The 5,752-nt window shown below is 49.8% G+C and carries 4 protein-coding genes and 5 tRNA genes; all 9 read left to right on the forward strand.

The window, feature by feature from the left end:
• Positions 1–135: 135 nt before the first annotated feature.
• Complete coding sequence (locus tag HMPREF3277_RS09905) at positions 136–681, forward strand: hypothetical protein (RefSeq protein ID WP_003763306.1); 546 nt, start codon at positions 136–138, stop codon at positions 679–681.
• A gap of 101 nt (positions 682–782) precedes the next feature.
• Positions 783–1,343: a CDP-diacylglycerol--glycerol-3-phosphate 3-phosphatidyltransferase gene (gene pgsA, locus HMPREF3277_RS09910; RefSeq protein WP_003744331.1), complete on the forward strand. Its 561-nt coding sequence runs from the start codon at positions 783–785 to the stop codon at positions 1,341–1,343.
• A gap of 86 nt (positions 1,344–1,429) precedes the next feature.
• Positions 1,430–1,505 (forward strand) — tRNA-Gly (locus HMPREF3277_RS09915).
• A gap of 26 nt (positions 1,506–1,531) precedes the next feature.
• Positions 1,532–1,607, forward strand: a tRNA-Gly gene (locus tag HMPREF3277_RS09920).
• A 27-nt stretch (positions 1,608–1,634) separates the two neighbouring features.
• A tRNA-Cys gene (locus HMPREF3277_RS09925) sits at positions 1,635–1,708 on the forward strand.
• Positions 1,709–1,718: 10 nt separating this feature from the next.
• Positions 1,719–1,796 (forward strand) — tRNA-Cys (locus tag HMPREF3277_RS14950).
• 23 nt (positions 1,797–1,819) lie between these two features.
• Positions 1,820–1,909, forward strand: a tRNA-Leu gene (locus HMPREF3277_RS09930).
• A 394-nt stretch (positions 1,910–2,303) separates the two neighbouring features.
• Positions 2,304–4,589, forward strand: a complete 2,286-nt coding sequence (gene pflB / locus HMPREF3277_RS09935; RefSeq protein ID WP_070871006.1) for a formate C-acetyltransferase — start codon at positions 2,304–2,306, stop codon at positions 4,587–4,589.
• Positions 4,590–4,881: 292 nt separating this feature from the next.
• Positions 4,882–5,694: a pyruvate formate lyase 1-activating protein gene (pflA, locus tag HMPREF3277_RS09940; protein ID WP_003759661.1), complete on the forward strand. Its 813-nt coding sequence runs from the start codon at positions 4,882–4,884 to the stop codon at positions 5,692–5,694.
• Positions 5,695–5,752: the final 58 nt, after the last annotated feature.

Consider the following 5,752-nt stretch of genomic DNA (forward strand, 5'->3'; position numbering starts at 1 on the left):
CTTGTCCTGATTTAAATTTAATCCACTATAAAGCGGGCAGGGCAGTATCGGTCGTGAACATAGCTGAATGACTGATAAGGCAGGATAACCGTTTTCAGATGACCCCGGTCGTCATGAAAGTAACAAGGACAAGGTATGAGCAAACGCTGGCGCAGGCTGACGGACAACGAAATCAAAATGGCAAAGCTGATTTTTGCCGACAGCATTGATTACGCCCGCGTCAAAATCTATCAAGGCATTCCTTGCCTGCCAACCATGCAGGTTGCCGTTTCGCCCAACGGGAACATCTATTTCCCGCGCAATAATTGTCCTGACGACTTCGCCCTCGCTTCCGAGTCCCATCAAATATGGATGATTCATGAATTGACCCATGTTTGGCAGTACCAGCAAGGATTTAAAACCTGGTTGGGCGGATTGTTTTTGTTCGTCAGCGGAGGCTACCGCCGCCGCCGTGCCTATCTCTATCCCAATCTGTCTGATATTTGTCATTTCGGTATGCTGAATATGGAGCAGCAGGCGGATTTATTGGCGCATTATTACGCGTCGTGTTATCTAAAAGGCAACATATACAACGCCCAAAATCAAACCTTTCAAAAGATTTTAAAGTCGTTTATCGAAGACCCGTGCCAAAAAGAATGGCTGCCTCAATGCAGGTTTTATCGAAAAAACAAACGGACTTGAAGGCTTTTGCTGTCTGAAAGATAGTTAAAACATATGCTTTCAGACAGATAAGTCCGTTATAATAGGCAAATTAACTATCATAACCACATCAAAGGTAAATCATGCCTTGGAACATACCGATTTTTCTGACTTGGATGCGCGTTTTGCTGATTCCGGTCTTTACTTTGCTGTTTTTCCTGCCAAAAGGGTGGATTGCACCGGAAACCGTCAATTGGACTGCCGCTATCATTTTCGCACTCGCAGCCGTAACTGATTGGTTTGACGGATTTTTAGCAAGGCTTTGGAAGCAAACCTCCGATTTCGGCGCCTTCCTCGATCCCGTTGCGGATAAATTGATGGTAGCGACCGCATTATTGCTGCTGGTCAGCCTTGGCCGTACTTATGTTATCTTCGCCATTATCATCATCGGCAGGGAAATCACCATTTCCGCTTTGAGGGAATGGATGGCGCAAATGGGCAGACGGAGCAGCGTTGCCGTTGCCACGATCGGCAAATTTAAAACCGCCGCGCAAATGGTTGCCATATTTTTATTGCTCTTAGCCTCCAATCGATTTGACAATATTTTTTACCTGACAGGTAACATATTGATGTTTATCGCATCTGTATTAACCCTCTGGTCAATGTTCTATTATCTGAAAATGGCGTGGCAGGAAATCAAATAAAAAATAAAACAAACCCCTTGACGACAAGTTTTAAATCCATAATAATTGCGTCTTCTTCAGAAACAGCAGTAAGAAACAGACATTCGGCGGGAATAGCTCAGTTGGTAGAGCGCAACCTTGCCAAGGTTGAGGTCGCGAGTTCGAGACTCGTTTCCCGCTCCACAGTTTAATTTTCAGATGTGTCCCATGCGGGAATAGCTCAGTTGGTAGAGCGCAACCTTGCCAAGGTTGAGGTCGCGAGTTCGAGACTCGTTTCCCGCTCCAGTTTGAACACTACCTGGTAGTTTGTTTGGCGAGATAGCAAAGTGGTAATGCAGCGGATTGCAAATCCGTGGACGCCGGTTCGATTCCGACTCTCGCCTCCACTCATTTCATGGCGGGGGGGCAGAGTGTTTATGCTATAAGGGGTGCAACCCTTATATAGGCCGGTTCAAATCCGCGCCCCCGCCTCCAAATTTCAATATAAAACAGTCTGCGCCCGGGTGGTGAAATAGGTAGACACAACGGACTTAAAATCCGTCGGCCCTAAACCGGCCGTGCCGGTTCGATTCCGGCTCCGGGCACCAATAAATCTATGAATTTATTGAATAATCTAAGACTCTAAATTACCAAAAGACAGCTTATAATTCAGGCTGTCTTTTTGCTTTGTGTCCAATTTGTGTCCAACTTGTGACCTTTACACAATGTAATTGCATGAAATCAAATACCTAAGGAAAAGCCCTGAAAACCGGACAAGTTTTCAGGGCTTAATTTTATATTCTACACTTGTTTACACGCTAAAGGCTTGAAAAATAAAATGTAGTTTTAAGTAATAACTGTTCTCATTGATGTAAGTCAAAAAAATATCGGGTAAACGTTCACATCTCCGCCAATCGTTACACTTCATAGAGCTAAAGTGCTATTCTGCAAAGGTAAATTTCTTCTACCTATAAATTCTATCTGACAAATTAGGAGCTTGATATGTCAACCGATGTACAGCAACGCCCTGCCGCTTGGGAAGGTTTTGTCGGCGGTAATTGGGAAACCAATGTCGACGTGCGCGATTTTATTCAGAAAAACTACACGCCTTATGAAGGCGATGCGTCTTTCCTCGCGCCTGCGACCGAGGCGACGACCAAACTGTGGGCGGACGTGATGGAAGGCATCAAAGTCGAAAACCGCACGCACGAACCTTACAAAATCGACGCGCAAGTCGTGTCCGGCATTACCAGCCATGCACCGGGCTATATCGATAAAGATTTGGAAACCATCGTCGGCCTGCAAACAGACGAGCCTCTGAAACGCTCAATCATGCCGTTCGGCGGTTTGAAAATGGTGCAAGACGCGTGCAAAGTGTACAACGTCGAGTTGAACCCTGAAGTCAGCGAAATCTTCACCAAATACCGCAAAACCCATAATCAAGGCGTGTTTGATGTTTATACGCCCGACATCCGCCGTTGCCGCAAATCCGGTGTGATCACCGGTTTGCCGGATGCTTACGGTCGTGGTCGCATCATCGGCGACTACCGCCGCGTGGCATTGTACGGTATCGACTTCTTGATGAAAAACAAACTCAACCAGTTCAACTCGCTGCAAGCCGATTTGGAAAACGGCGTGGATTTGGAAGAAGTTATCCGCCGCCGCGAAGAAATCAACGAACAATACAAAGCCTTGGGTCAAATGAAAGAAATGGCAGCCTCTTACGGCTACGACATTTCCGGCCCTGCGAAAAATGCACAAGAAGCCATCCAATGGACTTACTTCGGCTACCTTGCCGCCGTTAAATCGCAAAACGGCGCCGCCATGTCGTTCGGTCGCGTGTCTTCATTCTTGGACATCTACATCGAGCGCGACCTGAAAAACGGCGTAATTACCGAAACCCAAGCGCAAGAATTTATCGACCATTTGGTGATGAAACTGCGTATGGTTCGTTTCCTGCGTACGCCCGAATACGACCAACTCTTCTCCGGCGACCCGATTTGGGCAACCGAATCCATCGGCGGTATGGGTTTAGACGGCCGCACGCTGGTAACCCGCACCAACTTCCGCGTGCTGCACACCCTGTACAATATGGGTCCGTCTCCCGAACCAAACATCACCGTATTGTGGTCCGAACAACTGCCGCAAGGCTTTAAAGAGTTTTGCGCCAAAGTGTCCATCGACACCTCGTCCATCCAATATGAAAACGACGATTTGATGCGTCCGGACTTCAACAGCGACGACTACGCCATTGCCTGCTGCGTCAGCCCGATGGTGGTCGGCAAACAAATGCAGTTCTTCGGCGCACGCGCCAACTTGGCGAAAACCCTGCTGTACGCAATCAACGGCGGCGTGGACGAGAAATCCAAAGACCAGGTCGGCCCGAAAACCGAACCGATTATGGACGAAGTCTTGGACTACGACACTGTCTTTGCGCGCATGGACAAATTCATGGATTGGCTGGCAACCCAATACGTTACCGCGCTGAACATCATCCATTACATGCACGACAAATACAGCTACGAAGCCGCACTGATGGCGCTGCACGACCGCGACGTGAAACGTACTATGGCCTGCGGTATCGCCGGTTTGTCTGTGGCCGCCGACTCACTGTCCGCTATCAAATACGCCAAAGTCAAACCGATTCGCGACGAAAACGGTATTGCCGTCGACTTTGAAATCGAAGGTGAATATCCGCAGTTCGGTAACAACGACGACCGCGTGGACGACATTGCCTGCGACTTGGTGGAACGCTTCATGAAAAAAGTGGCAACCCACAAAACTTACCGCAACGCAACGCCGACCCAGTCCGTGTTGACCATTACCTCCAACGTTGTGTACGGCAAAAAAACCGGCAACACGCCGGACGGTCGGCGCGCCGGCGCACCGTTCGGCCCGGGTGCCAACCCGATGCACGGCCGCGATGTCAACGGTGCCGTCGCTTCGCTGACCTCCGTAGCCAAACTGCCGTTCGAGTTTGCCAAAGACGGTATTTCCTACACCTTCTCCATCGTGCCGGGCGCATTGGGCAAAGATGAAAACTCCCGCGAACGCAACCTCGCAGGCCTGATGGACGGTTACTTCCACCACGAAGAAGGAGAAGTGGAAGGCGGTCAACACCTGAACGTCAACGTATTGACCCGCGAAACGCTGGAAGACGCGATGAACAATCCGGACAAATATCCGCAACTGACCATCCGCGTGTCCGGTTACGCCGTACGCTTCAACTCGCTGACCCGCGAACAGCAGCTTGACGTGATTACCCGCACCTTTACACAAACCATGTAAAGCAAAGGGTTTACAGTAAACCAAGCCGGGGGACGGATTATCCGGAACCCGGCTTGATTTTGCCTGAAGCAATGGTTTGATAATATCAAAATCCAGTGGATTAACTTTAAATCAAGACGACCGAAGGCGGTACAATAGAGTTATCATTAAAACCCATTTACCTATTTAAAAACAGCCCATAAACTTCCCACAACAGGGAACGCAATGCTCGCATATTAATCCAATAAGAAGAACCCTCTGCAACACAAAAACAAGTTTTCAGACGACCCCAATATCCGGTACATCAGACACCATGCAGACATCTATCGCCATCAACCCCGAAACGCCCGCCCCCGCCAAAGACCTCGGACACCGCCATTACAACGGCAAAGGCATCGTCCATTCCGTAGAATCCTGCGGCGCGGTGGACGGTCCCGGATTGCGCTACGTCCTCTTCCTGCAAGGCTGCCTCATGCGCTGCCTCTACTGCCACAACCGCGACACATGGGACTTGCACACCGAACAAGCCCAAGAAATGACCGTGCCCGAAGTCATGAAGCAAGTCATGTCCTACCGACACTACCTGCGCGCCACAGGCGGCGGCGTTACCGCCACAGGCGGCGAACCGCTCCTGCAATACGAATTCGTACGCGACTGGTTCACCGCCTGCCAAGAACACGACATCCACACCTGCCTCGACAGCAACGGCTACGCCCTGCATTACGATTCGATCCTTGACGACCTGCTCGACCACACCAACCTCGTCATGCTCGATTTAAAACAAATCGACCCCGAAATCCACAAAGTCCTCGTCGGCATCCCCAACACCAAAACCCTCAAATTCGCCCACTACCTCGCCGAACGCAAACAGCCCGCCCGCGTCCGCTACGTCGTCGTGCCGGGCTATACCGACGACGACCGTTCCGCCCACCTGCTCGGCGAATTCATCGCAGACATGGACAACGTCGAAATGGTCGAACTCCTTCCTTATCACGAACTGGGCGCGCACAAATGGGCATTGTGCGGCGACACCTACAAACTCACCGGCGTACATCCGCCCCCCAAAGAAACCATCCTCAAAATCAAATCAATTTTAGAAAGCTACGGCAAAAACATTATTTATTGAGTTCAAATCCAAAAGGGTCGTCTGAAAATGAACTGGCCCCCAAATCTTGGACACTCAT

The sequence above is a fragment of the Neisseria sp. HMSC70E02 genome (genome assembly GCF_001838645.1).
In the GTDB taxonomy this organism is placed as follows: Bacteria; Pseudomonadota; Gammaproteobacteria; order Burkholderiales; family Neisseriaceae; genus Neisseria; species Neisseria macacae.

Coding starts and splice junctions, on each gene's coding strand:
- pgsA (WP_003744331.1), top strand. CDS start 783: ATGCCTTGGAACATACCGATTTTTCTGACTTGGATGCGCGTTTTGCTG.
- pflB (WP_070871006.1), top strand. CDS start 2,304: ATGTCAACCGATGTACAGCAACGCCCTGCCGCTTGGGAAGGTTTTGTC.
- pflA (WP_003759661.1), top strand. CDS start 4,882: ATGCAGACATCTATCGCCATCAACCCCGAAACGCCCGCCCCCGCCAAA.
- HMPREF3277_RS09905 (WP_003763306.1), top strand. CDS start 136: ATGAGCAAACGCTGGCGCAGGCTGACGGACAACGAAATCAAAATGGCA.